Origin of the sequence: Clostridium sp. Cult2 (assembly GCF_021655075.1) — a bacterium.
Taxonomy (GTDB): domain Bacteria; phylum Bacillota; class Clostridia; order Tissierellales; family Tepidimicrobiaceae; genus Schnuerera.
In genome coordinates, this window is sequence record NZ_PPXX01000032.1 from 1 (window position 1) to 25,690 (window position 25,690).

Genomic DNA, 25,690 nt, shown 5'->3' on the forward strand with positions numbered 1-25,690 from the left:
TTAATTTTTATATTAATTATTTTAAGTTTTGCTATTGACATTTTGAGCTTTTTAATTTATCATTATATTAAATCCATTATTTAGTAAATTTAATTGATTTTGAAAGGGGTAATTACTATGACTAGTTTTGCTATACAAGTAAATAATCTAAGAAAAGAGTTTGAAATAAAGAAAAAAAATGGTTTGTTTAGAACTAGTAAGGAAAAAGAAATATTTGTTGCAGTAGATAATGTAAGCTTTAATGTATATAAAGGCGAAATATTTGGTTTTTTAGGCCCTAATGGTGCTGGGAAAACTACTACCATAAAAATGATATCCACTTTGCTTAGGCCTACTTCTGGTACAGCAATTGTAAATGGCATAAATGGAGTAGAAAAACCTATGGAAGTGTTGAAAAATTTAGGTACTGTACTAGCAGGAGAAAGAAGTACTTACTGGAAACTAACAGGAAGAGAAAATTTAGAATATTTTGCTGCTATGAACGGTATAACAGGAAAAAAAGCAGATAAAAAAATAAATAATCTATTGAAAAGATTTAATCTTGAAAAAAGAGCAGATGAAACTGTAGAAAAATATTCTACGGGAATGAAGCAAAGAGTTGCTTTAGCTAAGGCCTTAATTTCAGACCCAGAAATATTGATATTAGATGAACCTACTTCTGGCTTAGACCCTCAATCCGCTCGGAATTTAAGAGAACTAATATTAGAAATAAAGGAAGAAGGAAGGACTATACTGTTGACTACCCATTATATGGAAGAAGCAGATCAGCTTAGTGATAGGATAGCCATAATAGATCATGGAAAAATTATAGCAATGGATACTCCTTATAATTTAAAAAATGGTTTGAATAGGACCAATATAATAATCTTAGAATTAAATAATTGGAATGATAATGCCCAAGAGAAAATCAAAGATATTCCCTCTGTTGAAAATATCAACTTCAAATTCAATGATATAACTCAAAGATGGGAAGTCAAAGTTCATATTGCTAATGGGTCTGATACCATAAGCAGTTTAATATCAAATATTATTTCATCTGATATAAAAATTACCAACTTCAGAGTGGAAGAGCCTACTCTGGAAGATGTATTCATTAGCCTTACTGGAAAGTCATTAAGAGAATAGGAGGATATTTAAATGGATATTTTCTTACCAATATTTACGGTATTCAAAAAAGAATGGAGGATAATGCTAAGATATCCATCTTGGTTTATACCATTGTTAATATGGCCTGTTATTTTCCCCTTTGGATATCTATTTACTGCTAAAGCATTATCTGGCACTGGATATAATTCTTTAGCCCAATTTCAATCTATTGCAGGAACTACAGACTATACCACCTATATGTTAATTGGAACTACCATATGGATGTGGATTAATTCTATGCTTTGGTCCTTTGGGTCTAGTTTAAGAGTTGAACAAATGAGAGGTACTTTAGAATCAAATTGGCTTTGCCCTATACCTAAAATCAGCATATTATTTGGATATTCTATTTTTCAGTTATTTGTCAGTATTATTTATATTGTAGTTTCAATCGTTGAATTTAAAATATTTTATAATTTTGAATTTGTTGGAAACCCTCTATTGGCATTATTGATTATTTTAATATCAATACCTGCTGTATATGGAATTGGATTTATCTTTGCCTCTTTGGTTCTATGGGTTAAGGAAGCAAATTCAATGGTATTTTTAGTTCGAGGAATAATGACTATCTTTTGTGGGATAACTTATCCATTGGCAGTACTACCCAATTGGATGAAAAATATTTCCCAGGTTATACCTATGACTCATAGTATAAATGCACTAAGAGCAGTTATTTCCTCTGGAGCTACAATTGGGGAAATAAATAAAGAAATAATTTATTTAATTATTTCCGGTATTGTCCTTATGAGTCTAGGTGTATTATCTTTTTTCTACACTCAAAAGAAAGCAAAGGATTCTGGTTCCTTAGGCCATTATTAGTCTAAGATTGGAGGAAAATATAATGAAAATAAAAGCTTATCTAATCGCCATTATGGCTATAATAAAAAAAGATGCAAAGATTTTCTTTAGATATCCAGCTAATGCCATATTTAGAATAGTTGAACCTATAATATGGATTACACCTGTATACTTTCTATCTAAAGCTTTTCAGATAAAGGGTGAAAATATAGGTTTTAGTCAATACGCGGGAACTACCGACTATATGGCATTTTTAGTAATTGGAAGTATTATTGGGGGCTTTGTTAGCTCAGTATTATGGGGTATGGGCTTCTCCCTAAAAAATGAAATGGATGCAGGAGTAATTGAATCCAATTGGCTAACACCTATACCTCTTTGGATACAGTTAATAGGTAGATCTATTTTCTCATTAGTTATTACCACTGTGAATGCCTTAACCGTTGCTTTTATCATATGGATTATGTTTGGATTTAATATTGGCAAAGGTATGTTACCTGCAATAGTTACACTTTTACCTATGCTAATAGCTTTATATGGATTAGGATTTGGAATAGCTTCATTAGTACTGATTACAAATAATGCTAATAATATAATAGATATTACCAGTTTTTCTTTAACCCTATTGTCTGGTGAATCCTTTCCTATTACCGTATTGCCAAGAGCCATAATGGCTATATCTCTATCCTTACCCCTAACTTACGGGTATGATGCCATAAGGGGAATCCTGCTAGATACAAATACTTTACTTCCACTAAAGATGGAGATGTGGATTTTAATAGGATTTATGATAACTGGTACATTGATAGGATATAATGTTTTGAAAAAAGTAGAGAAATATTGTAGAACTGTAGGAAATATAGGTTTTCATTGATAATACTCCCTAATTCATAAAAGTGGCAGATTTTTACATAATCTGCCACTTTATATTTCCCCATGTTAACGAACATACTTCTTCAATTTGATCATATTCTATATATTGTTTAATTCCCCGTTCTTCTAATACCTCTTCTGTGCCTATCCACACTTCTGTATTAATCGGTATATATTCAAATAACTCTTCAGCATCCTCATTTATCATTCTAATACAACCAGCAGAAATATATTTACCAATAGAAAAGGGTGCTGAATTGCCATGGATACCATATCCATTATATTTTTCCGTAGAAAGACCTAACCACCTTTTGCCAAGGGGATTACTTGGATCCCCACCTCTAACAGGTTTAAATTTGCCCCCCATTCCTCCCCAATAAGGATTTTTAACCTTATTTATTATGGTAAATTTATGATTTGGTGTAGGTGAATTAGATTTTCCTAGGGCAACGGGGTATTTCTTATATATCTCTCCATTATTATACACCGTTAATATCTTCTTGGTCTTATTTATGACTATAAACCATTCTTTTTCTATAAATTCCTCAGGAATTATATCTACAATATGTTTATTTTCATTAATTAGGGCTTCATTGGTAATATCTCCAATTATACCATCAACAGATAAATTATTTTCTGCTTGAAATCTTAGAAGTGTATTTCTTTGCTCTAAAATATTCCCGTTATATCCACTGCTTACATATTCTTTTAAAACATATTCATTATCTAATATTTCAGCATAACCCGCCTTAATAAAAAAACATAGAAAGATAATTACTAAAAATCCTATTCTCCTTAATCCTATTCTCTTTGTCATATAAAATACCTCCTTCCTATACTATATTCACCTAATACTAAATAGTTTAATGATTTTTTAAACTTTGTTTAGGTCTGTATAGGAAGGCTTTCCTATTCAAGAGTTACAATTTAATAACTCCTATTATGACTTTTTATCTTTAGCACATTTCAAATTTGTTATTTAAATAATATTTCTCTCAATTCAGTTAATACTTCTCCTGCCTTGCCAATTATCTCAATATCAAAATTATATCCCCTAGTCCCTTCCATGTTTATATATACGGTCTTTCCTCTAGTCATATAGGGAAATTGATTTACTGGATATACCTGTAGACTGGTTCCTATGACCATTAAAAGATCTGACCTCTCCAAATCTCTTATGGCATTTTGCCAAGTAATAGTTGGCAACATTTCTCCAAATAGAACTATATCTGGCCTTAAAGCATTCTTTCCACAATTTTTGCAATTTCTTTCTTCCAAAAAATCTTCAATAGAATGGCTTGTATTACATTCATTGCATCTTATCTTTCTTATATTTCCATGGAGTTCATAAACATTTTGGCTTCCTGCCTTGGCATGTAATCCAGAAATATTTTGGGTAGCTAGGCTTTTTATATAACCTTCTTTCTCTAATTCTGCTAATACATAATGGCCTTCATGAGGAGTAATATTCTCCATATTTTTAATTCTGGCAGAGTAAAATTCATGGAATAAAGGATAATTTTCGTGTAAAGCTTCTACTGTAGCTACTTTTGCTGGATCTACTTTATACCATAATCCATCTTTAGATCTAAAATCTGGAATATTACTTTCCGTATCCATACCTGCTCCAGTCATCACTACCATATTATTTGAATCTTTTATGATATCTGCCAGTTTTTTAATATCTTCATTCATTCTATCAACTCCATAATCTTTCATTCTCCATTTATTATCCTACAGCCTAAGGTGTTTTCCATTTCTTTTAATGCAAAATTATGAGCTGCCTCATCAAAAGAGGCTACTCCATCCTTATAGATATTTACTTTATATCCTAAGTTTCTAGCATCTGCTGCTGTATAGAGAACACAAATATTAGTACATACCCCAGCTAAGTAAATTTCATCTACTTCTTTTTCTCTTAAATAAATATCTAAATCCGTTCCAAAAAATGAACTATATCGTCTTTTCTTAATAATTTTATCTTCATCTTTCACTTCTAAGTCTTCAATTATTTGGCTACCTTCTGTATTAACTATACAATGAGGTAAGAACATATCAAATTCTTTATCGTCCTTTTCATGATTATCGCATATATAGATAATAGGATAATCATTTTTTCTAAATTCATCTGTTTTTTCTTTAATAAATTGTATTATCTTTTGCCCTGCAGGTCCTGTAGTCAATACACCCTTCTCATCTATAAAATCCTTTAACATGTCGATTATTAATAATGCCTTCACTCTTATCCCCTCCTTATAAGTATATGTTGCTGTATAATGCTCATATATAAGTATATCATAACCTTCTCCCGGTTTTAACCTTTACAAATATCTACCCAGGTTCCTTTTGTTACTTCACTTAAATAATCTACCTCAATTTTTATGCAGGTATTAATCCCTCCAGCTGCAGGATAAACATAATCAAATTCCTTTAAAGATATATCTAAATATATATCTAGTGGTTTACTAAGCCCAAAAGGGCATACTCCCCCTACAGGATGTCCTGTAGCTTCTTCCAATTCATCTGGCTTAATAAATCTTGCTTTTTCTTTAAAATAATTTCTAAACTTTTTATTATCTATTTTTACATCCCCTTTTGCAACAATGAGTATATCCCTTTCTTTAAGTCTTAAAGCCATAGTTTTTGCTATTTGTCCAGGCTGAACTCCTAATGCTTTAGCTGCTAATTTTACCGTTGCAGTACTTGTATCCATCTCAATAATTGCTAAGTTTAATTCCCCTTCTTCTATATGCTTTTTTACACTCTTCACAGTCATTTGTTTACACCTCTTAATAATTTTTACTATAATTATAACATAAATAATAATAATTAATAGGACGAAGGGGAGATTTAGTACCCTGCCAGATGTTTTTGATAATGATCCTTTCTTATGGGTATAGTTTTAATACAATACTTATTTAGAAAGTGTGGTGAAATGATGGAGGATTTAACATCAAAAAAATGTGTTCCTTGTAGCGTTGGAGCTCCAACTTTAGAGATAGATGAAATTAAAGAATTCCATAAATCTTTAAAAGAAGGTTGGGAAGTAATAGATAATAAAAAAATAGAAAAAATTTATAAATTTAAAAATTTTAAAGAAGCTTTAGGTTTTACTAATAAAGTAGGAAGTCTTGCAGAAGAGGAAGGACATCATCCTGATATTTATCTATCTTGGGGAAAAGTAGTCATTCAACTTTGGACTTATAAAATTGGCGGTCTTCACGAAAATGATTTTATATTAGCTGCAAAAATTGATGAGCTATAAAATATAAGAGACATCTAGATTGCAAATCCAGATGTCTCTCTATTTATATATTAGCAATAATTATTTGATTCTTTTCCAAAGAACTTTTAACATCAATTATTCTTTGGTTTTCTGAGCCTCTAAACTTTAAAAGTAAACTCTTTTTTTCTATATTAAATTTACCATCTATTAAAATATCTGTTTTATTCAATAATTCCTTCCATCCATTATTGATATCAATCTCTTTTATTAATTCTTCAAAAGTATATCCAGTATAGGTTACTATATTACCACCTAGTTTTTTTACCCTATTAGCTAAAATAGCGCATGCTTTCCCTTGATGAAAAGGCTCTCCTCCACTTAAAGTTATCCCATCCAGTAAAGGGTCTTCTTTAAACATTTCTACTATTTCTTCTACATAAATATAGTGCCCTTTGCTGAAGGAATGGGTTTCAGGGTTATGACAGCCTATACAATTATGAACACAGCCTTGAGTAAATACTACTAATCTTATCCCTGGTCCATCCACTATAGATTCTTTTATTAATCCTGCAATCTTTATTTTTTCTTCCATAGATACACCTCTTATTCATAAGAACAGGATAAATGTTTTACTCTGTCTCTTTCTTCGGCTCTTTTCGCATCGTTAAATCTATCTAAGGTTCCGACTAAATATCCAGTAATTCGTCTAATTCTATCGAATTTAATATCTCCTTCTACCCTGCCACATTTAGGGCAAGTATCATTAATAATTCCCGTATATCCACAGACTGGATCTCTATCTACTGGATGATTTATGGAACCATAACCAATTCCTGATTCCTTCATAAATCTAACTACCTTCTCAAAAGCGTCCAAGTTTTGAACAGGATCTCCATCTAATTCTATATATGTAATATGTCCTGCGTTAGTTAGTTCATGGTAAGGAGCTTCTATGCTTATCTTTTCATATGCTGTAATTTGGTAGTATACAGGTACATGAAAACTATTAGTATAATATTCTCTATCGGTAACTCCCTCGATATTTCCAAATAATTCCCTATCCATTTTAACAAACCTACCAGCTGTACCTTCTGCAGGAGTAGCTAAAAGGGTAAAATTCATACCATATTGATTGCTTACATCATCCATACGTTTTCTCATATGTTCGATTATTTCCAATCCAACTTTTTGGGAATTTTCACTTTCTCCATGATGAAAACCAGTTAAAGCTTTTAAACATTCTGCTAGTCCAATGAAGCCAATAGATAAGGTTCCATGTTTTAATACTTCCCTTATATAATCATCCTTGTGAAGTTTACCTGAATCAATCCATACTCCTTGCCCCATTAAAAATGGAAAGTTATGAACCTTTTTACTTGCTTGTATTTCAAATCTTTCTATTAATTGTTCTATTATTAAGTTCATAGTTTGATCTAATTCTTTATAAAAAGCCTTTAGATTTCCTTTATTTTTGATTCCTAGTCTTGGCAGATTAATAGTCGTAAAACTTAAATTACCTCTTCCATTTACTATCTCTCTAGATGGATCATAAACATTTCCTATAACCCTTGTTCTACAACCCATATAGGCAATTTCCGTTTCCGGATGTCCTTCTTTATAATATTTTAGATTGTAGGGAGCATCAATAAAAGAAAAGTTAGGGAATAATCTTTTAGCACTTACCCTGCAAGCTAACTTAAATAAATCGTAATTAGGATCTCCTTCATTATAGTTAATGCCCTCTTTTATTTTAAATATTTGTATAGGAAAAATAGGTGTCTCTCCATTACCTAATCCTGCTTCAGTAGCCAAAAGCAAATTCTTCATGGCAATTCTGCCTTCTACTGAAGTATCAGTACCATAGTTAATGGAGCTAAAAGGTATCTGAGCTCCTGCCCTTGAATGCATAGTGTTTAAATTATGAACAAAAGCTTCCATTGCTTGATAAGTCCTCTTGTCCGTATCCTTATGTGCATTTTTTTCTGCAAACTTTTGAATTTTATCAACCAATTTCTCATCATTCAACAATTCATTTAAATACTCAGCTTCCCTTCTTTTATATTCTTTATAATCAGTTAAAGTAGGTACAAGATTATATTCTTTTTCCAATACTTTAAATATATTATTTATATTATCACTTAAATCTAGATCTTCTATTAATAAATCAACACTTTTAATTAGATTTCGCCTATAGAATTTAACATAGGTTTTCCCTACACCTAATGCCATCCCGTAATCAAAATTAGGAATACTTTGACCTCCATGTTGATCGTTTTGATTTGATTGGATTGCTATACAAGCTAAAGCAGAATAGCTTTGAATATCTTGTGGTTCTCTTAAGTAGCCATGGCCTGTACTAAATCCACCTTTAAATAATTCCACAATATCAATCTGGCAACAAGTAGTTGTTAATGTTAAAAAATCTAAATCATGAATATGTATATCACCATTTTTATGAGCTTTTGAATGGGCAGGGTTTAACACAAATAAATCATAAAATTGTTTAGCCCCTTCAGACCCATATTTTAGCATGGTTCCCATAGCAGTATTTCCATCGATATTGGCATTTTCTCTTTTAATATCTACATCTTGAGCATCTTTGAAGGTTAAATCTTCATAAACCTTCATTAATCTTGTATCCATTTCTCTAACCCTAGTTCTCTCAGCTCTATATAATATGTATTCCTTTGCAGTTTTAGCATGTCCATTTTCTATCAGAATTTTTTCTACAATATCCTGAATATCTTCAACTCCAGGAATTTTATCAGTAAATTTTTCGTTTAAAAGAATTGTTACATCTTCAGCTAATTTTAAAGAAGTATCATAATCATGTCCTCCAGCAGCTTGAGCAGCCTTAAAAATTGCATTTGTAATTTTTTCTATATTAAAAGGTACTTCTCTACCATCTCTTTTTTTAATCTTTGTAATCACATTACTACCTCCCATGTTAGATATTTTACAACATATTGCCCTTATATGTTATCAGACCTCTATATATAGTGTCAATACTTGTAGAAATAAAAAGAATATTACTACTTTTGTACTACATTTTTTGACTTATTATTTATAATAATATATATTTATATACAGAAATATTTAAACAACATCATTCATTATATTAAAAATAAATGTATAAATCAATTAAAGGAGCGATATTTTGAAAGCTATAATTTTTGATATGGATGGAGTAATTATTGATAGTGAACCATTGCATTTTGAATTAGAGAAGGAACTGCTTGAAGAATTTGGAGGTAAAATTAGTAGGGAAGAGCATGAAACCTTTGTAGGTACTACAGATTATCATATGTGGAGTACCTACAAAAAACAATTTAATTTAAAACCTTCTATAGAAGAAATGATAGAAATAAAAAAAGAAAGGTTTGTTGAAAATATTCATAAAATCAATTTAGTTGAAAATTTTGAAAAGTTTATGTTAAATCTATATAAACATAGGTATCTTATGGCCTTAGCCTCATCTAATAATAAAAAGGCTGTAGATACGATAGTGGAGAAGTTTAATTTGTATAAATATATGGATTTTTATATTAGTGGTGAAGAAGTAATTAAAGGAAAACCAGACCCAGAAATATTTTTAACCGTAGCTGAAAAAATAAAAATTGAACCATCAGACTGTTTAGTCATAGAAGATGCCCAAAATGGTGTAAAAGCAGCAAAGGCCGCTGGAATGAAATGTATTGGTCTTCAAAATAAAAATTCTGGCAACCAAGATTTGTCAGAAGCTGATTTAATAGTAACTAATTTTAATGAATTGGATATTGATATACTAAAAAAGCTATTTGATTAATAATAAGTTTCTTTTTTGGTGCCAGGCACCGAAAAAGAAACTTATTTGTAATATAACTGTAATATAACTAGGCGTTTAAATCTATATGACAATATCCACCTGGATTTTTCTTTAGATACTTTTGGTGGTATTCTTCTGCATCATAGAATACCTTTAAAGGTTCTACTTCTGTAAATATTGGTTTATCGTATTTATTTTTTTGTTGGTCATAAGTTTTCATAATTATAGGTAAATCTGATTTGTCTATATAATATATTCCTGTTCTATATTGACTACCTATATCTGGCCCTTGTCTATTTAATAATGTAGGATCTATTATTCTCCAGAATCTGTTGAGTAAATCTTCTAATGATAAAATATCCTCATTATATTTAATATAGCAAACCTCTGCATGACCAGTAGTATTGGTACATACTTCTTCATAGGTAGGGTTTTCCGTAGTACCATTAGCATAACCAACCTTAGTTTCTATTACTCCATCAATCCTAGACATATATTCCTCTACTCCCCAAAAACATCCTCCTGCTAGGACAATTTCCTTCATCTGCTCATCTCCTTTATACTTAATATTTATTTAATTACACCAAGCTTAGAAAAAGGATATAATCGTAGTATAGCTTTACCCATAACGTCATCTACATCCACTAAGCTAACCCGTCTATCCCTACTATCTAAACTATTTTCCCTATTATCACCCATAACAAATAATTTGTCTACTGGAACCCTTTCTATTCTTAAATCACCAAAAGTTTCCTTACTATTAATATAATTTTCCTTTAGTTCATGACCATTTAAAAAAACTTTGCCATTTTTGATAACTAAGTTATCTCCTTCTGTAGCAATTACTCTCTTTACCAGTTTTTTAGTCTTCCCTATTTTTAATTTACTTATAGGATTTAATTCCCTTAAGTCTTCAGGTTTAATTTCTAAATCCGTATCAATTATTACAATATCCCCTTTGATTATCTTTTTACTATTAAACATCACTAATATATCACCCTGGTTCAGAGTAGGACTCATAGAACTACCATAAACTCTTGTACCTCGTATAAAAGAAGTAATAATAATCCCCAATAATAAAGCTATTCCTATAGATCTTATCCATTCTTTAATTTCATTTTTCATATCATTTTCTCCTCTGAATTTATATTAATAATAGGTTCATAAACCAAGGAATTAAAAACACGCTTATAATACCAGCAAGGCCTATTGATAGAGAAGCCAAAGCGCCTTCTGTTTCTCCCATTTCCATCGCCTTAGCAGTTCCTAAAGCATGGGAGGCAGTTCCCAAAGCTACCCCTTTAGCAACCTTATCATTTATCCTAAATAACCTCAATAAATATTCTCCAATAAAATTTCCTCCTATGCCAGCTACCGCTGTAAAAGCTACTGCTAATACAGGTAATCCACCTATTTGGCTTGCTATTTCCATGGAAATGGCTGTTGTAGTTGATTTTGGAAACATAGAAACCATAATTGTATTATCTATTTCTAAAAATTTACTCAATAAATAAATAGTAATAAGCCCAGCTAAACTCCCTACAGTAATTCCTATTAATATGGATAGCCATCTTTCCTGTAGCAGTTTAATATTTTTATACAATGGTACAGCTAATATAACTGTTGCAGGTGCAATAAAAAAACTAATAATACTTCCACCTTTATTATATACTTCATAATCTATATCAAAATATGATAGAAAACCAATTATAATTATTGCAGATAGAAGCAAAGGATTGAAAATTGATATTTTGCTTTTTTTATTTATGTAAATCCCAATAATAAATGCAATTATTGATATAGCCACCCCAAATAAAGGAGTATCTAAATATACTGTCATATTCTAAGCCCCTTTCTTACGTCTTTTAAATATATGTTTATCTAAAAACTGAATGGTTACTCCTGTTACAACCATTACTACTATAGTGGAAATAAGTAATATGATTAGTAAGTACAACCAAATATCTTTTACTTTGTCAAATAATTTTATTATTCCTACAACAGGAGGAACAAAAAATAGAGTTAGATGTTCTAATAATACATTTGTTATCTTTTCAATCCTTTCAATCTTTACTATTTTAGTCATTAATAATAATAATAGAATCATCATACCTAATATGGTTCCTGGTACAGGAATATTGTATTTTTGCTGTAAAATTTGACCTATTAAAAGTATAATCAAAACTAGGCTAAATTCTTTTAAAGTTTTCAACATATCACTCCTAATATTATGAATAGTTTCATTAGTTTTCTATAATATAATTTCAAAAGCATAATTAAAACAGAAGAAGGTTGCTGAGCAACCCTCTATGTAATATATTAAAACGGTGCATATCCTTGTTCTGCCCACCAATCCTCTTTATACATATTATATTGTTCAGTAAATTGGTCTAGATGGACTTGTTCCCATTTTATTAATAAATCATATAGTTCCTTGGCCTCTTCAATATTTGTCTTGGTTTTTGCTGCTTCATAAAAATCTATTGATGCCTTTTCCATCTGCATTCCAATACTAAAGACTGACATTGCTAAACTAGTATATTCTTTGTCCACCTTTTCCCAGCTGTAAATTTCTGGAGAAGGTGGCATTGCTTCAAAGGCTAATCTTACATCATCTTCATCGCTACTTTTAATTTTGTCAAATAATGCTTCTAAATATCCTACATGCTTTAGTTCTTCATTGGCTAATTCCATAAAAGCATCTTTACTTTCATTAGTACCTGCTTGATTAGCAGCCATTCGGTAAAATTCATAGGCTTCTATCTCGTTTAAAATCCCTTGTTTTATTATGTCTAGTTCTTTCTTTAACATATTAATCATCCCCTTTTTAAAAAATTCTATTATGATTATTTTACCCCTTTTGTTTTGAAAGAAAACTATTTAATCCTGATTAATACATAATAATCTATATTTTTTAATATTGTATCCTCTAAGGTGTTTCCCCATTCTCCATCTATGCTGTTAATAAAAAATTTAATTTTGATTTTATCGTTTTCATCTATAAATACCATTTTATCTGAATCTATAATATTTTTATCATTAATATTTTTATCCTTATTATTTCCTATAATCTTTAATGCATTGTCCTTTAAATTGGTCTTATATATTAATTTATCCCTTTGTTCTATTTCAAAATTGAAATTCCCTTGATTATATGAAACAACAATATTGTCCTTGATTTCAGTTCTACCCATTATACCATAACCCTCTAATAGATAATCATATCCTTTTACTTCAATGTTCTTACCTATCTGCCCTGAATAGTAATGGAAATAATTATATTGGTATAAATTTTTGTCTACATATGGAAATCCAAATACCATATTCATATCCTCTATTTTAAAACCTATTGGTATATATTTAACATCCTCTAGAGAGTGACTATATTGAAAATATCTAAGTATTGCGCTGATTTCTTCTTTGTCGTCAGAAGATATATCCCCTGATGCTTTAAGGACTTTATTATCCTCTAACATTTGGTTTTTTATTAAAATAGATTTAAGCCTATTGTTTTGGCTAAACCTTGATATTGAAAAACTACTCAATGGACCAAATACAGAGTTTAACACTATTATGGATAAAGATATGGGAATAATTATATTATTTAACTTTTTCCCCAATGCAAAATAAAGCATAATACCTAATACCCATAAACCAAGAATTGCAACAAAATATCTATTTTCTGTAACGCCATAAGCTCTAATCCTAATACCAATAGAAATAAACATCATTATTAAAATGGGAAAGATAAACTTTGAAAACCAATATTTAAACCTATATGCCCATTTGTTTTTGTCTAAAATAGGAGTTGTTAAAAATATAACTATAACACTTAAGACTGAATACCATAGAACTAAATGAGAAACTAAACCTTGAGGCCAATTTCTAGTTACGATTATCTTCAAAAAATATGCATATAAAATAGCTGAATATATTGAAATCAATGGAATTACAATATATAACAACAGTACCTTTAAGGATTTAGGATATTCATATTCATCAAAATCTTCATCCATTTTAGGTATTCGAGCTAAAAATAGAGAAGGGGCAAATATTCCTGCTATGATTAAAAATGTATAATAAAAATATTTCCCTGGTATATTGGCATTAAATAATTGGTTAATGGTGAAAATTATTGCAGATATACCTAGATAAAGAACTAGAGAATATACTACAGTAAGAAAAAAACTAGAAAATAATTTTATTATATAAAATTCATAACCTTCTTTTTTCCCAATCCAAGGTATATAAGCAAAAGCTAAATATAAAAAAATTGAAATTCCAATATACCTTATCATACTCACCATAGCAAAATCTTTTAATAATAAGAAATAATAAATTATTAAAATGCCTGCTCCCAATATATAGCCCAATATTTCATATATAGTATTTAAATCCTTCCTTTTTTCATATATTAGCTTTATACACAAAGATAAAGGAATCCCAAGGGCAATAATCATATTTATCCGTTGAAAAATATCCCTTGTGTTCTGAGTAAATTGTGTAGCCTTTTCCGATAGAATAATGAGCATAATAACCAAAGCTGTTGATACCCCTATGGTTACAGGAAATCTCTTAAAACTATTCTTAATGCTTCTTAATACATTTTCTATTTTTTGAATAAAATTCATCATTCTCCCTCCTTCTCTATACCATATCATTTTCTATATTATACTCTTTTTTTAATCAAATGAACACTAGCATAAAAAAGGCAACTACATAATAATCAGTAGATGCCTTTTACTAATCTATTTAGATTATATTTTATTACCACTATTTGCTAATTAATTCTACTAATTTTTCTTCAATATAATCATTAAAATCTTTATCTCCAATGGTTACCTTACCCTCTTCATATAAATCAGGCATTACTCTGAAGAAATTAATTATTAGTTTATTTCCATCAATTATATATTCATCTAAATGACCAGGTACAAAAATTACTTCTATTTGATCGTATTCAAAATTATTATTTATACTATTTAATTTATCTATAAGCTTATCTAAGTTTAACGTCTTTACTGGTTGTACCATCATATTGGTAAATCCCAAATCTTCTAACATCCACATATTATTGTTCCAAAACTTTCTTTCCTTTTTACTTTCACTATTTAGCATTTCCCTATTAGAAATAGCGCTAAGTACCCTTCTTATAGATTCCTTATCAAAACCTTCACCATATACATACTTCATTTCGGGGTAATCACCTATGCTTAATATATAAGGTTCTCCAACCTTTTCTTTTTCGCTTGTAGCTTGCCAATAGTATAGCATTGCTTCTACAACGTCTAGATTTGTTTTTATTCTTTTAATCATTCTACCACTCCTTGTATATTTATTATTGTTATTTCTTTTACTATTATACACCTAATACAAATTTATTTTTCGTTTTATAAATAAAAAAATCCATGAAATATTCCATGGATTTAAAATTTATATTATTTTTAACCTTGTTGTTCCACATTAATTACTCTTTCTTGCCACTTATTCATTTTATAAATTACATAACCATATACACAGATTATAAAGTTACTGGAGCTCATAGAAATCCATATACCTACAGGTCCTAAATTAGTAAAATGTTTAAATATCAAAATCATAGGAATTCTAATAAACCAAAGACGTCCAATAGCCATTGTCATAGAATATTTAGTATGGCCTGAACCTTGAAAAAGTCCTTGAAATATACTAAATAATCCCATCAAAGGCATAGTTACAGTTATATATCTAAGATATGTAACTCCTTGTTCTATTACTTCCATATCATCTTTGGAACGCATAAAAAATTCGATTAATTCCCTGTCTTTCAATAACAGAAGGATTACTCCTACAAAAGATAGAAACAATGTTATTATTACTGATTTTTTAAAAGCTTCTTGAACTCTGTCAAATTGATTTGCTCCAATATTTTGACCTACTATAGAGGTAAGACCTGCACCTATACCCATAGGTGGATGCATAATTAAAGATGTAATCCTATTCACCATGGCAAAAGCAGCTAATGTTGCTGTACCATATGAAGCAATAAAACTATTTAAAACTACAAAGCCTAAAGCCGCTCCTGATTGACCAATACTAGCGGGAAATCCCACCTCCAAAATCTTTTTCAATTTCTTTTTATCAAATTTAAAACCCTTAAAATCTGGCTTTATTATAAGAGAATATTTTTTTAATATATATATTCCAGAAAATACTAATAAGGCTTGGGATAATACTGTTGCTATAGCAGCTCCTGCTACACCCATATCCAATGTAAATATAAAAATAGGATCTAATACTACGTTGAGTATGGCACTTATAGCGCTAAGAATTGTTGGTGCCAACGTATTCCCTTGAGCTGTCATTATAGAGTTGAAGTTAAAAAACAAAAATACAAAGGGAAAACCTAAAAAACTTATTTTTAGATAGATATCACTATATATTGCTAAATCTCCACTTCCTCCCATTAGCTTGATAATATATGTGCTAAGGGTATATCCTAATAATGCAAAACATATGGAAAATGCTAATGATACTACCATTAGCTGACTTGCATATTTATTTGCCTCATCATATTCTGAAGCACCTATTAATTGAGACAATATAGAAGTACCAGCAATAGAAACCCCAATACCTAAAGATATAAATAAAAATATTACTGGCCATACAAAAGAAGTAGCTGCAAATTGGACGGATCCCAGTTTACTTACCCAAATTCCATCTGCTAAATTATACAGGGTTTGAATAAAGTTATTTATCATAATGGGCAAGGACAGTACAGTAATTGCCTTATACATATTTCCTTTCAATATTAGCTCTTTTCTTTCTAATTTCTCCATAACAATTCACCCCACAAAACAAAAATATATATTTAATTAATATTATATCATCATTTCAAAAATTAAAAAAGAACTTAGATACTCGAAATATTATCATATGAAATAAAAAAGGGGATAATATTAAATCTTCCCCTTGTTTCTTTAACTAAACCACAATTTTAATTCCCTTTCTGCGCTTTCAATGGAATCGGAACCATGGATAATATTCTGAGTAAGTGAATAGGCAAAATCTCCCCTAATAGTGCCCGGTTGAGCCTTCCTTGGGTCCTTATCTCCTATCATAATTCTCATTATTTCTACGACGGACTCTCCTTCAACCTCCATTGCCATAATTGGTCCTTTTATAATATATTCTATTAATTCTTCAAAGAAAGGTTTCTTCTTATGTTCAATATAATGTTCTTCAACTAATTTTCTGCTAGGTTGAAACAGTTTTGCCCTTGTAATCTTAAAACCCTTTTTTTCTATTCTTCCTATAATTTCTCCTATAAGGCCTCTCTGTATCCCATCAGTTTTAATCATGATAAAAGTTTTTTCCATCCTATCACCTCGTCAGTTTTTTATTATAGCATATGTTTGTATGCTTACCCATTATCTACATTTATACCCAGATAATGTTTTTTCTATTATGATTCAATATCCAACTTAATATTGATTAGACTATATATCATTCTCTTTCCAAATAAGTTATTGTAGCTAAGTACACATTCCCGTGTTGAGTATATTCAATGTCTATTATCTCTAGCAAGTTTTCTTCATTTTCTAATATCCACTCATTGACTTTTTCCTCCAAGTTTGAACCATCACCATAATCTACCATAGATATATATTTCATTCAACCACCCCTTTAATAATACTCATAACTAGTATATTCATATAAAGGGTATAGTTTCTCAATTTTTCCCTATTCTCCATTTTTATAATACTTTTATACCATCTTCAATAAATTTAATTTTACCTTCCTTTAACAATCTTCCAACAGCTTTTTTAAATGCTGATTTACTCATGTTCAATTCTTTTCTAATTTCTCTAGGATGACTATAATCATTTAATAAAAGTATACCACCGTTTCTTATGGCCTTACTTAGTATTGTTTCTGCATCCTTATCTATTTCCATATAGGCTTTGTCCCTTAAACTAAGATCCAATTTCCCATCTTCTTTCACATTAACTACTCTTAAGTTTACTTCTTCTCCTGGTACATAAACTCCTATTAATTCTTTTTTAGGAATTAGACCTTCATATTTGTTATCTACTGCTACAAAAGCTCCTATTTCCTCATTAATGCTGTAAATTGTTCCCTTTACCCAATCATTTTCCTTATAGGGAGAATCACTTCTAAGAAAATCCTTAATTCTCATGGTGCCACATAGTCTGTCGCTTTTATCTATATATAATCCTATTAGATATTCCCTTCCTTTTTCCAATTTCATTGTCTGTTCTTTGAAGGGTAAAAACAAATCTTTTTCTAATCCCCAATCCAAAAATGCACCAATTCTTGTAATGTCTACTACTTTTAAAGGTCCTATTTCTCCTAATGTAATCTTTGGTTTTCTAGTTGTAGCTATTAATCTATCTTTAGAATCTCTATAGATAAACACTTCTATCTCATCACCTATATTAGCATCTTTTGGTACTTCTTTCTTAGGCAATAATATATCTTCATCCTTTCTACTACTATTTTTACTGTTCAAAAAAGCTCCTACGGAAGTATTTCTTTTTATCTCCAATTTCTGCATTTCACCAATATTAAACATAAATACACCTCTTATCATATTCATTGTAATTACGATTCTATCATATTTAGTATATAATTACCTATGAATTTTTATGTAATTATTAAATGGGACATTGAAATGTCCCATTTAATCCAAAAACATATTAAAATTTATCATAATATATATGTTCCTCGAGAATACCCTTTTCCTTTAATAATTCTACCACCGTATCTATCATGGCAGGGCTACCACATAAATAGGCTTCCTTATCATCTGGATTTTTTATATGTTGGTCCAATAGTACATTTACTCTTCCTCTTGCTCCTGTCCAGTTATGCTCATCTAACGCCCTGGAAAGGGTCGGAATAAACTCAAAATCATATAGAGTTTCTTCTAATTCCTTCAACTCATCTAATAGAAATAAATCCTCAGGAGTTCTTGCTCCAAAATAAAATCTTGCCTTTCGTTTTATATCCTTATCTTTCATATGGTATAGAATTGATAGGATTGGAGCTATACCTGTACCTACTGCTACAAGAACCATCTCATTATCATATTTATCTTGATAACAAAAATCTCCATAAGGTCCATTAATATCGACAGTATCTCCTACGTTAAGGTGTTTATGAACATAGGTAGTAGCTATACCATTAGGCACATATCCAATAATAAGGTCTATATAATCTTTTTGTGAAGGCGGAGAAGCTATTGAATAAGCTCTATATACTTCTTCATCATTTCCTTCATAAATTGGAGCCTTTAACTGAATATACTGGCCTGGTTTAAAGCTAATTTCCTCACCTTCCTTAAATCTTAATCTTAATTTCTTTATTACTGGAGTCATATCTTCAATGGACTCCACTGCCACTTCATATTCTCTTACATTGAATAACTCTTCTGGAATTTCAATTCTCATATCTTCTTTTACTTTACATTGACAGGAAAGTCTTACTTTATCTTCTAGTTCTTCTTCAGAAAGCCAAGGCAATTCTGTAGGAAGAACAGGCCCACCACCTTCCAATATTTTCACTTTACAATATCCACAAGTGCCTTTCCCACCACAGGCGGAGGGGATGAAAATTTTTTGATCGATTAAAGCTGCTAACAAGGTATTACCACCATCTACTATGTATTCCTTGTCATCATTTATTGTTAGCTTCATCTCTCCATAATTGGCAATAGTTCGATCTGCAAGGGTTAGTAAAAATGCTAATATACCAGTAAAAGCTGTTACAGTTGCTGTTGTAATTAGTATAGTTTCCATATCTTTTCCCCCCTATTGAATTTGGACTATGCCTGAAAAACCAATAAATGCTAAGGCCATCAGACCAGTAATAATTAATGTAATTCCAGGACCATCTAACCCCTTTGGAAACTTTGTTCTCTTTATTCTTTGCCTAGCCCCAGCCATAGCAACAATTGCTAAAGTCCACCCAATTCCAGAGCCTACAGCAAACCCCACAGACTGAAGAAAAGTATACTCCCTAATTACCATAAATAGTGACACCCCTAGTATTGCACAATTCACAGTAATAAGTGGTAAAAATATGCCCAAAGCGTAGTAAAGGTTTGGGAAATATCTTTCTACTATCATTTCAATTAGTTGAACAAAGGCAGCTATACTTATTATAAATACTATAAATCTTAAATACTCTAAATTAAGAGGTACTAATATATTGTGATAGATTATATAGTTTAATATTGTGGTAAAGGTTAAAACAAAAGTAACTGCCTGTCCTAATCCCAATGAAGTAGGTATTTCACTAGATACACCAATAAATGAACACATGCCTAAAAAATAACTAAATATCATATTATTTGTAAATATGGCTGCAAAAAATATAACTAAGGGATTGAGTTCTATCATTAGTTCATGGCACCTCCTTCTTTTTCTTCTTCAGTGGTTTTGCTTCTAGCCCACCAAACTATCACTCCCAATATAAAGAAGGCCGCAGGTGGCATAACCATTATCGTCCAGTTGGTCCACCAATCACCTAATACCTTATATCCAAAAATAGTTCCAAACCCAAAGAGCTCTCTAATAAAGGATATAATAAGTAGTATTATTGTATATCCCATTCCTGAAGCTATACCATCAAGAAAAGAATTCAATGGAGGGTTGTTCTGTGCATAACCTTCACATCTTCCCATTATTATGCAATTTGTTATTATGAGTCCTACATAAGGCCCTAATGCTTTACTCATCTCAGGATAATAAGCCTTTAGAAAAATGTCTACTATTATTACGTAGACAGATATTATAAGAACTTGAACCATCATTCTAATATGTTTTGGAGTAAATTTTCTAATAATTGATACTGTTAACTCTGAAAAAGCTGTTACAAATATAAGCCCTAATCCCATTATCAGTGAGTTTAACATCAGATTTGTTACTGCTAATGCAGAACATATTCCAACAACCTGTTTGAATATAGGGTTGTCCTCCCAAATTCCCTTTTTGAAAATTTTCTTTGGACTATCTCCTACCATTTATTTCCCCTCCCTCATTTTGCTAATAAATTCATGTATATCTTCATTTAGAAATTTGCCAACAGAGTTTGTAGTCTGAGTAGCCCCTGCTATTCCATCTACATTTCCATCTGGTGCAGGCCTGTATATAATATATTGTCCATCCTTTGCCTCAGTCAAATCTAATCCCCTAAATTGTTCTTTAAACCAATTTTCAGATATTCTACCACCTAACCCTGGTGTTTCACTATGAGAGACGAAATCTATCCCTAAGAGTTGGCTAAAATCTTCAGTTACAGCAACATATCCTTGGACAGTACCCCATAGAGCAGTTCCTCCTACAGGGAAAGCATATCCTATAGTTTCTTCATTTTCCTTAATAAAATAAATAGTTTCATCTCCTATCTCCTCTTTGTCTACATATTTATTAAATACCTCTTCTATTATCATAGGGTCTTCAGAAGGCAAATCTATATGGAATACATAAAGCAAAGTTTTTCTTAAATCGGTTTCTTCATTAAAAGCAATTGCATCAGTAGTTACATAATTAAGATAAGCAAGTATCAAAGTGAAAATTGCAGTAATTATCACCATAAAAACAATTGGAAAACTAAAGGATTTTTTCATGCAGTCACCCCTTCCTTGCCTTCTTTTTTCATTTTTTTATAATAATTAACACCTTCATCAATAATAGGAGCAAAGGTGTTTCCTATTAATATGGCAAACATCATTCCTCCAGCAAACAGTGCATATCCCCGTATTATAACTGTAACTACACCTATTAGAATACCATATATCCATCTCCCTTCCTTAGTCCTTGGAGAAGATATAGGGTCTGTAGCCATAAATACCATCCCAAAGAGAAAACCTCCAGATAATATTCCGAAAATAGGATTTGGAATTTGAGGATTACCTAAAAGATATAAAACACCACTTAATCCTGTAAACCCAATTAATACTCCAGCCATAGTCTGCCAAGAGGCTACTTTTTTATACAAAATATATATTCCTGCAAGAATGATTAAAATAGCGCTGGTCTCTCCTAAAGAACCTGAAACATTACCTAATAGTAATTTTAATGAAGATACCATTTCTCCTGTATCACGAAAGATTAACATAGGTGTAGCTTGAGATATTGCGTCAATATTTTCCGTAATATATGTAGCAAAACCACCTGGAAAACCAGCTGCAGCTTTAGACCATTGAATAGTCAATGGTTCTGGAAAGGTTACATATACGAAAGCCCTTGCTACTAAAGCAGGATTAAATAGATTTCTCCCAAAACCACCAAATATCTCCTTAGCAAAAAATACTCCAAATATTATTCCTACTACTGCTATCCAAATAGGCGTCCTAGGCGGAAGGGTTAATACATAAAGTATGCAAGTAACAAAAATAGCCTCCGTAACTTTTTTCCCTTGTTTCTTTTCATAAAACCATTCAGTAACCACTCCAAATAGGGTCACCCAAAAAAGAAGAACCAAAGACCTCCAACCGAAAAAATAGATAGAAGATAGAATTAGAGGAATTAAAGAAATAATTACAGTCCTCATCATCTTCTGTTTGATAAAATATTTTTTCATTAACTCAGATATCAAAATACCACCTCCGAAAAATTAACTTATTTTGTTGAAAATTTTATATCTATACAATATATTCCCTTATTTATTAAAAAAAAACATTAATAACTTTGTTTATGGCCTGATAGGTTATTAGTATTAATTTGTTATTATTTGTATTATAATGATAATAATTATCATTTACAACTAGATTAATTTATGATATATTAGTATTGGCTTTAAATTATCGCGGCAAAATATTATATGGAGTTGATAATTTTGGCAAAGAAAATGAACCCTAGATTCAAAGAATGTAGACGATTAGGGTTAAATGTATGTGGTCATCCCAAGGCCATGAATAGAGCTAAAAAGGGCACTTCTAGAGCAGATAAAAAACTATCTAACTATGGTATGCAATTACTAGAAAAACAAAGATTAAGAGCATATTATGGGGTAATGGAAAGACAATTTTTGAGATATGTACGGGAAGCTAAAAAATCCAAGGACCAAACTGGTTATGCACTAATAAAAATATTAGAGTCTCGATTGGACAATTTAGTCTATAGATTGGGTTTTGCCTCTTCTATTAGGCAGGCAAGGCAAATGGTTGTCCATGGACATATTGAAGTGAACAATAAAAAAATAGATATACCGTCCTATAGGGTTAATATTGGGGAAATAGTTTCTTTGAAGGATAAATCAAGAGATATTGATTTGTTTAGAGAGAATTTCCTTTCCAACTTCCCTAACCTATACCCTTATTTAGATAAAGATGAATCCAGCTTTTCTGGTAAATTAATTAGATATCCAGAAAGGGAAGAAGTACCAATTGAAATTGAAGACCAATTAGTGGTTGAGTTTTACTCAAGTATTATGTAGTAGTAATAGGCACCTAATATTAGGTGCCTATTTATTAATCCAATTTAAATCCTTTGTCCTATTATATATTACTTTACCAACTTTAACTTATATGAAAATAAAAAAAGTGGCTGAAGCCACTTTTAATGATTTCTAGAGAGTAATTATTTCATAACCGTCTTCAATAAATTTAGTCATAGAAGGATGTCCGCTTAGTTCGCCATTTATTGGAATACCAGATTTCTCATTGTATGTAAGAACCCCCATCTTAGCGGAACATGCCTTACAAATACAATCAAATAAATTTAATTCCCTAGCCTTTTTATAAACCTTACTTCCACTGGAATCTAATTCTCTAATTAGTTTTACTGCCTCACCTTCCATGATAATCTTTACATCCATACCTTTTTCATGCATATCTAAAGCATTTAATAGTATATGCATAAAACACATTTGCTCACCTCTGAAAGCAAAAAATGCAATTTTTTTCATATAAAACACCCCCTGTAACTTCATATTATCCCATTAGAAAATCCCTGTCAAGAAAGTTGATTTATTACTATTTCAAAATAGGAAGGCAATTACTGTATTGAAATATTAATAAAAATATGCTAGAATATTAATTACTTCATGGGCGATTGGTTCAGTTGGCTAGAGCGCCACGTTGACATCGTGGAGATCGTTGGTTCGAGTCCAATATCGCCCACCATGATTATTAAGAGCATCTACAATTATAGATGCTCTTTTTTTATACCATTTAAATCATCTGTAATAATGGCGATAGCATGCCCATTATTCCTCCTAGCAAGGCCCCTAGCCAAGTTATTGCCTTCAGTTCCTTGTGAGCTATTTCAAGTATAATTTCTTCTGCAAAAGCTACATCATAGCTGTTTATCTCATCTTCTACCACCTTCGAAATATTAAATGTTTGGACAATATAAGGCAATTTATTTTGGATAAAGTATTTGAAAATCGTATTACATAAATTAGTAATATTAGCAACTGTTCCTTCATCTACATTTCCAACAATTGAGGAAATAGGCTTGTTCATAATATTATTAATAGTATCATCAATAATTAAGAAAATATTATTATATAATATTTCTGAATTCAAAAATATCTCTAGTTTTTTGGACATAACGCCTACTATACCATCTCTTATATTCTCTTTTTCAAGTTTAATCCTTTTATCTATTATATTAATAACCTTTTTTTGGTTTTCTTCTTCAGTAATAATTCTAATAATTGCGTTAGTTATATTTAGCATTTCCCCTTCATCTATATTGGTTGAAACTTCTGTAGCTATCTTCCCTACTTTATTATCCAATATATTGTCAATCATAGTTGTAATAATAAATACAATATTTCTATTGATTTCAGGTTTATCCATATATTCCTTTATCAGATTATACAATTTATCCGATATTATTTCAGGGCTCATAAATATTGCAATTAATTTATTCATATTATTAGAAACAATATTCGTGATAGATCTTTTCAGTTTTAATTCGGTAATTGGATTATTAAGAGTATCTCGTAATATATTAGCAATATTTTCATCATTTTGATAAATAATTTCCTTAAAGGTATAGACAATATCCTCTGGTATAATTTCAGATAATAATCTTTCATCAGAGGTTAACTCATTTATTTTTCCTAAAATAGCATTTTTCAATTCTAATTTTGCTTCCTCAGATGTGGATAGTTCATGAAAAAGTAATTCAATCTTTTCAATTATGAGTTGATAAAATTCATTCTTAGAATTTTCAAAAATGTATTCATCAACTAAATGGATTAATTTTTGTTTAAATTCATCTTTTCGTAACCCAAAGCAAATGAAATCTGTAATTTTCTTCTTTATAATATTTATTAGTCCATTATAATTCTCATACTTTAAACTATCCATCATAGCTTTTAATGACCTATCTTCTTGTTTTAACCTATTTATATAGATTTCAACCCATTTATTTATATAATCATTTTTATTGCTAAATAAAGATTTCACCACTACATCAGGAGACAATAAATATACTCCCACTGCTTCTCCTATACTCTTAGCTATTCTATTTCTTTCTTTAGGAATAAGACCTGGAGTAAATGGAACATGTAAATTAAAAATTTTTTTCTCATAATGGGGCCTAAATAACATTTTAATTGCAATCCAATTGGTAATATAGCCTATAGTTGCTCCTACTAATATTGGTATAATAAATTTCACATTTTCACCTCTTATGTTAATAAAATATCTTTCCTAATATATTCTAAACCAATATTTATTTATGTCAATGCTTCCACCAATTTAAACTTTTCCACTTAAAACTGCCTTTATTGCATATTCAATTTCTTCATATCCTGTACAATATGATTTGCTATAATATTATCTTCCCATTTAAATCTCAAAAAAGGTGTGAATATTTTAAGTTCCA

30 protein-coding genes and 1 tRNA gene are annotated in these 25,690 nt (G+C 30.3%); 7 read left to right on the forward strand and 24 right to left on the reverse strand.

Annotation, left to right across the window (positions count from 1 at the left end; genetic code table 11):
* The first annotated feature begins 117 nt into the window (after positions 1-117).
* From C3E90_RS03580 to C3E90_RS03590, 3 genes are read left to right on the forward strand one after another with little or no spacing between them, the layout of a single operon-like run.
* Positions 118-1,125, forward strand: a complete 1,008-nt coding sequence (locus tag C3E90_RS03580) for an ABC transporter ATP-binding protein (protein WP_236914248.1) — start codon at positions 118-120, stop codon at positions 1,123-1,125.
* 12 nt (positions 1,126-1,137) lie between these two features.
* Positions 1,138-1,962: an ABC transporter permease gene (locus C3E90_RS03585; protein ID WP_236914249.1), complete on the forward strand. Its 825-nt coding sequence runs from the start codon at positions 1,138-1,140 to the stop codon at positions 1,960-1,962.
* 22 nt (positions 1,963-1,984) lie between these two features.
* On the forward strand, positions 1,985-2,812 hold the full coding sequence (locus C3E90_RS03590; protein WP_236914251.1) for an ABC transporter permease: 828 nt from the start codon (positions 1,985-1,987) through the stop codon (positions 2,810-2,812).
* Between the two features lie 33 nt (positions 2,813-2,845).
* Here C3E90_RS03590 and C3E90_RS03595 read toward each other — a convergent pair whose 3' ends face one another.
* The 4 genes from C3E90_RS03595 to C3E90_RS03610 all read right to left on the reverse strand — a co-directional run bounded on the left by C3E90_RS03595 (position 2,846) and on the right by C3E90_RS03610 (position 5,587).
* Positions 2,846-3,628 (reverse strand): L,D-transpeptidase, encoded by a 783-nt coding sequence (locus tag C3E90_RS03595; RefSeq protein WP_236914254.1) that lies wholly within the window; start codon positions 3,626-3,628, stop codon positions 2,846-2,848.
* A gap of 158 nt (positions 3,629-3,786) precedes the next feature.
* On the reverse strand, positions 3,787-4,506 hold the full coding sequence (locus C3E90_RS03600) for an SIR2 family NAD-dependent protein deacylase (RefSeq protein WP_236914256.1): 720 nt from the start codon (positions 4,504-4,506) through the stop codon (positions 3,787-3,789).
* A 20-nt stretch (positions 4,507-4,526) separates the two neighbouring features.
* Positions 4,527-5,051 carry a cysteine hydrolase family protein gene (locus tag C3E90_RS03605; protein WP_236914258.1) on the reverse strand — a complete coding sequence of 175 codons (525 nt, stop codon included), beginning with the start codon at positions 5,049-5,051 and terminating at the stop codon, positions 4,527-4,529.
* A gap of 74 nt (positions 5,052-5,125) precedes the next feature.
* Positions 5,126-5,587 (reverse strand): YbaK/EbsC family protein, encoded by a 462-nt coding sequence (locus C3E90_RS03610; protein ID WP_236914259.1) that lies wholly within the window; start codon positions 5,585-5,587, stop codon positions 5,126-5,128.
* A 162-nt stretch (positions 5,588-5,749) separates the two neighbouring features.
* Between C3E90_RS03610 and C3E90_RS03615 the strand changes: the two genes are divergently transcribed.
* The gene (locus tag C3E90_RS03615) at positions 5,750-6,076 is read left to right on the forward strand and encodes a 4a-hydroxytetrahydrobiopterin dehydratase (protein WP_236914261.1); all 327 of its coding nucleotides are present in this window, start codon (positions 5,750-5,752) and stop codon (positions 6,074-6,076) included.
* Positions 6,077-6,119: 43 nt separating this feature from the next.
* On the opposite strand, the gene nrdG is transcribed toward C3E90_RS03615, so the two are convergent.
* Both nrdG and C3E90_RS03625 read right to left on the reverse strand, forming a co-directional pair.
* Positions 6,120-6,629 carry an anaerobic ribonucleoside-triphosphate reductase activating protein gene (gene nrdG, locus C3E90_RS03620; protein WP_236914264.1) on the reverse strand — a complete coding sequence of 170 codons (510 nt, stop codon included), beginning with the start codon at positions 6,627-6,629 and terminating at the stop codon, positions 6,120-6,122.
* 11 nt (positions 6,630-6,640) lie between these two features.
* On the reverse strand, positions 6,641-8,968 hold the full coding sequence (locus C3E90_RS03625) for an anaerobic ribonucleoside triphosphate reductase (protein ID WP_236914265.1): 2,328 nt from the start codon (positions 8,966-8,968) through the stop codon (positions 6,641-6,643).
* A 226-nt stretch (positions 8,969-9,194) separates the two neighbouring features.
* On the opposite strand from C3E90_RS03625, the gene C3E90_RS03630 reads away from it, so the two are divergent.
* Positions 9,195-9,842 (forward strand): HAD family hydrolase, encoded by a 648-nt coding sequence (locus C3E90_RS03630; RefSeq protein ID WP_236914266.1) that lies wholly within the window; start codon positions 9,195-9,197, stop codon positions 9,840-9,842.
* Between the two features lie 67 nt (positions 9,843-9,909).
* On the opposite strand, the gene msrA is transcribed toward C3E90_RS03630, so the two are convergent.
* The 16 genes from msrA to C3E90_RS03710 form a co-directional block, all read right to left on the reverse strand.
* The gene (msrA, locus tag C3E90_RS03635) at positions 9,910-10,386 is read right to left on the reverse strand and encodes a peptide-methionine (S)-S-oxide reductase MsrA (RefSeq protein WP_236914268.1); all 477 of its coding nucleotides are present in this window, start codon (positions 10,384-10,386) and stop codon (positions 9,910-9,912) included.
* Between the two features lie 26 nt (positions 10,387-10,412).
* Entirely contained in the window at positions 10,413-10,967 is a 555-nt protein-coding gene (gene lepB / locus C3E90_RS03640) for a signal peptidase I (protein ID WP_236914270.1), read from the reverse strand.
* A 19-nt stretch (positions 10,968-10,986) separates the two neighbouring features.
* On the reverse strand, positions 10,987-11,682 hold the full coding sequence (locus C3E90_RS03645; protein ID WP_236914272.1) for an LrgB family protein: 696 nt from the start codon (positions 11,680-11,682) through the stop codon (positions 10,987-10,989).
* Between the two features lie 3 nt (positions 11,683-11,685).
* On the reverse strand, positions 11,686-12,054 hold the full coding sequence (locus tag C3E90_RS03650) for a CidA/LrgA family protein (protein ID WP_236914273.1): 369 nt from the start codon (positions 12,052-12,054) through the stop codon (positions 11,686-11,688).
* A gap of 107 nt (positions 12,055-12,161) precedes the next feature.
* Positions 12,162-12,653 (reverse strand): ferritin-like domain-containing protein, encoded by a 492-nt coding sequence (locus C3E90_RS03655; RefSeq protein WP_236914275.1) that lies wholly within the window; start codon positions 12,651-12,653, stop codon positions 12,162-12,164.
* A 65-nt stretch (positions 12,654-12,718) separates the two neighbouring features.
* Complete coding sequence (locus C3E90_RS03660; protein WP_236914278.1) at positions 12,719-14,473, reverse strand: DUF4153 domain-containing protein; 1,755 nt, start codon at positions 14,471-14,473, stop codon at positions 12,719-12,721.
* A 142-nt stretch (positions 14,474-14,615) separates the two neighbouring features.
* Positions 14,616-15,158: a TDE2712 family protein gene (locus C3E90_RS03665; RefSeq protein ID WP_236914280.1), complete on the reverse strand. Its 543-nt coding sequence runs from the start codon at positions 15,156-15,158 to the stop codon at positions 14,616-14,618.
* Between the two features lie 128 nt (positions 15,159-15,286).
* Positions 15,287-16,660: an MATE family efflux transporter gene (locus C3E90_RS03670; RefSeq protein WP_236914281.1), complete on the reverse strand. Its 1,374-nt coding sequence runs from the start codon at positions 16,658-16,660 to the stop codon at positions 15,287-15,289.
* A 141-nt stretch (positions 16,661-16,801) separates the two neighbouring features.
* Entirely contained in the window at positions 16,802-17,200 is a 399-nt protein-coding gene (gene ndk / locus C3E90_RS03675) for a nucleoside-diphosphate kinase (RefSeq protein WP_236914283.1), read from the reverse strand.
* A gap of 127 nt (positions 17,201-17,327) precedes the next feature.
* Positions 17,328-17,495 (reverse strand): hypothetical protein, encoded by a 168-nt coding sequence (locus tag C3E90_RS03680; RefSeq protein WP_236914284.1) that lies wholly within the window; start codon positions 17,493-17,495, stop codon positions 17,328-17,330.
* 82 nt (positions 17,496-17,577) lie between these two features.
* On the reverse strand, positions 17,578-18,417 hold the full coding sequence (locus C3E90_RS03685) for a CvfB family protein (RefSeq protein WP_236914285.1): 840 nt from the start codon (positions 18,415-18,417) through the stop codon (positions 17,578-17,580).
* A 124-nt stretch (positions 18,418-18,541) separates the two neighbouring features.
* The gene (locus C3E90_RS03690) at positions 18,542-19,642 is read right to left on the reverse strand and encodes an NADH:ubiquinone reductase (Na(+)-transporting) subunit F (protein WP_236914286.1); all 1,101 of its coding nucleotides are present in this window, start codon (positions 19,640-19,642) and stop codon (positions 18,542-18,544) included.
* A 12-nt stretch (positions 19,643-19,654) separates the two neighbouring features.
* Positions 19,655-20,245 carry an NADH:ubiquinone reductase (Na(+)-transporting) subunit E gene (locus C3E90_RS03695; protein ID WP_236914287.1) on the reverse strand — a complete coding sequence of 197 codons (591 nt, stop codon included), beginning with the start codon at positions 20,243-20,245 and terminating at the stop codon, positions 19,655-19,657.
* A complete protein-coding gene (locus tag C3E90_RS03700) occupies positions 20,245-20,868 on the reverse strand; it encodes an NADH:ubiquinone reductase (Na(+)-transporting) subunit D (RefSeq protein ID WP_236914288.1) in 624 nt (207 codons plus the stop codon). The genes C3E90_RS03695 and C3E90_RS03700 overlap by 1 nt, the downstream gene beginning before the upstream one ends.
* A complete protein-coding gene (locus C3E90_RS03705; protein ID WP_236914289.1) occupies positions 20,869-21,474 on the reverse strand; it encodes an FMN-binding protein in 606 nt (201 codons plus the stop codon). It abuts the gene before it with no gap.
* A complete protein-coding gene (locus C3E90_RS03710) occupies positions 21,471-22,445 on the reverse strand; it encodes an RnfABCDGE type electron transport complex subunit D (protein WP_236914290.1) in 975 nt (324 codons plus the stop codon). Before C3E90_RS03710 ends, C3E90_RS03705 begins: the two co-directional genes overlap by 4 nt.
* Positions 22,446-22,685: 240 nt before the next feature.
* Here C3E90_RS03710 and rpsD point away from each other — a divergent pair, with 240 nt between their 5' ends.
* Positions 22,686-23,285, forward strand: coding sequence for a 30S ribosomal protein S4 (gene rpsD / locus C3E90_RS03715; RefSeq protein ID WP_236914291.1), 600 nt, complete (start codon positions 22,686-22,688; stop codon positions 23,283-23,285).
* A gap of 132 nt (positions 23,286-23,417) precedes the next feature.
* Here rpsD and C3E90_RS03720 read toward each other — a convergent pair whose 3' ends face one another.
* Complete coding sequence (locus C3E90_RS03720; RefSeq protein ID WP_236914292.1) at positions 23,418-23,756, reverse strand: hypothetical protein; 339 nt, start codon at positions 23,754-23,756, stop codon at positions 23,418-23,420.
* Positions 23,757-23,896: 140 nt separating this feature from the next.
* Here C3E90_RS03720 and C3E90_RS03725 point away from each other — a divergent pair.
* Positions 23,897-23,973, forward strand: a tRNA-Val gene (locus tag C3E90_RS03725).
* 48 nt (positions 23,974-24,021) lie between these two features.
* Here the strand turns inward: C3E90_RS03725 and C3E90_RS03730 are convergent.
* Positions 24,022-25,482 carry a DUF445 family protein gene (locus C3E90_RS03730; RefSeq protein WP_236914293.1) on the reverse strand — a complete coding sequence of 487 codons (1,461 nt, stop codon included), beginning with the start codon at positions 25,480-25,482 and terminating at the stop codon, positions 24,022-24,024.
* Between the last annotated feature and the right edge of the window lie 208 nt (positions 25,483-25,690).